Here is a 1,831-nt window from a genome sequence, read left to right on the forward strand (position 1 = left end):
GAGATGCGGGTGATGGGGATTTCGAGGAGTTCGGCGAGGCGGGTGCGCATGGGGAGGGCGTGGGGGGTTATTTTGGGGTGTTCGCAGATGATGGTGATGTCGGCGTTGGCGATGGCGCCGCCTTTGGAGGCTACGAGTTGGGCGGCGTGGCGGAGGAAGTGGGCGCTGTCGGCGTTTTTCCAGGTGGCTTCGCTGGGGGGGAAGTGGCGGCCGATGTCGCCTTCGGCGAGGGCGCCGTAGATGGCGTCGCAGAGGGCGTGGAGGGCGACGTCGGCGTCCGAGTGACCGCTGAGGCCGTGGGTGTGGGGGATTTCGATGTTGCAGAGGATGAGTTTGCGGCCTTCGGTGAGGGCGTGAACGTCGAACCCGGTGCCGATGCGGGGGATGGCGCCGGCGGCGATGAGGGATTTGAGGTTCATGCTGGGGTCTCCGGTGAGGCTTGTTTGGGCGGGGTTTGGCGATTGGGCGATTGCGCGTCAAGGATGGGCGGCGTAGTGATTAAATCATGAGCATTGATGTGGGGATGACACCGAAACTCAGGCCGATCACGCTGCGGGCGGGGCATGGGTGTTCGGCGCGTGATGTGGTGATCGATGTGCCGGTTATTTTGGCACCGATGTCCGGCGTGAGTGATCTGCCGTTCCGGCGCCTGGTGAAGTCGATGGGGGCGGGGCTGGTGGTTTCGGAGATGATCGCGTCGTGGGCGATGCTGCATGAGAATGCGGCGACGTTGCGGATGGCGGCCGTCGATGGTGGGACGGGGCCGAATTCGGTGCAGTTGGCGGGGTGTGATCCGGCGGCGATGGCGGAGGCGGCGCGGATTGCGGTGGCGGGCGGTGCGGACATTGTGGATATCAATTTCGGCTGTCCGGTGAAGAAGGTGGCGGTCGGGCAGATGGCCGGGTCGGCGCTGATGCGTGACGAGGTGCGGGCGGCGCGGATTTTGGAGGCGACGGCGCGGGCGGTGGACGTGCCGGTGACGTTGAAGATGCGGATGGGGTGGGACCGGGCGAGTTTGAATGCGCCGGCGCTGGCACGGATTGCGCAGGATGTGGGCATTGCGCTGGTGAGTGTGCATGGGCGGACGCGCCAGCAGTTTTACGAGGGTGTGGCGGATTGGGATTTCATTGCATCGGTGAAGGATGCGGTGTCGATTCCGGTGATTGCGAACGGGGATATCACGACGGTGGAGGGTGCGGCCGAGGCGTTGGCGCGGTCGGGTGCGGATGGGGTGATGGTGGGGCGCGGGGCGTATGGGCGGCCGTGGTTTCTGGCCCAGGTGTCGGCTTATTTGATGAGTGGGCGGCGTGTGGCTGATCCGGGGTTGGAGGCGCAGCGGGATGTGTTGATTGCGCATTATCGGGCGATGCGGGCGCATTATGGCGAGGTGGCGGGGATGCGGGCGGCGCGCAAGCATCTCGGTTGGTATTCGCGCGGGTTGTATGGGGCGGCGGAGTTTCGGGCTGCGGTGATGCGGCTGGATGAGGTGGCGGCGGTGGAGGATTTGGTGGCGCGGTTTTATGAGCGGGCGGCGGCGATCGCCGATGAGTTCCGGGACGCCGCGTGAGCCGGTTCAGGGTGGTCGGATGAGCGGGCTGCGGGGCGCGTTTCGGCGGCGGGCGGCGGCGCTGCGGCGGGCGGAGGCACCGGTCGAGACGGCGCGGTTGCTGGCGGCGTTGCCGCTGGCGGTGGTCGAGTTGGATGCGGATGATCGGTTTTTATTTGTGAATTATGCGGCGGAGGAGTTGTTCGGGTCGTCCTCGGCGTTTTTGTATGGCAAGCCGTTGCATGAGATTCTGCCGGCGGATCATCCGATTTTCATGCTGCTGGA

3 protein-coding genes are annotated in these 1,831 nt (G+C 65.6%); 2 read left to right on the forward strand and 1 reads right to left on the reverse strand.

Annotation, left to right across the window (positions count from 1 at the left end; genetic code table 11):
* Window positions 1-419, reverse strand: a 419-nt coding sequence (gene ispF / locus ACP5E6_RS11450) for a 2-C-methyl-D-erythritol 2,4-cyclodiphosphate synthase (protein ID WP_427954372.1), incomplete at its 3' end; no start/stop codon positions are given.
* 86 nt (window positions 420-505) lie between these two features.
* On the opposite strand from ispF, the gene dusB reads away from it, so the two are divergent.
* Together dusB and ACP5E6_RS11460 are read left to right on the forward strand one after the other, a co-directional pair.
* Entirely contained in the window at window positions 506-1,567 is a 1,062-nt protein-coding gene (dusB, locus tag ACP5E6_RS11455) for a tRNA dihydrouridine synthase DusB (RefSeq protein ID WP_427954373.1), read from the forward strand.
* Between the two features lie 19 nt (window positions 1,568-1,586).
* The coding region (locus ACP5E6_RS11460) for a PAS domain-containing protein (protein ID WP_427954374.1) at window positions 1,587-1,831 on the forward strand (245 nt) is incomplete at its 3' end.

This window comes from Acidiphilium sp., assembly GCF_049977125.1.
GTDB lineage: Bacteria > Pseudomonadota > Alphaproteobacteria > Acetobacterales > Acetobacteraceae > Acidiphilium.

Excerpts from the sequence above, each read along its gene's own strand:
- dusB (WP_427954373.1), top strand. The coding sequence starts at position 506 with ATGAGCATTGATGTGGGGATGACACCGAAACTCAGGCCGATCACGCTG.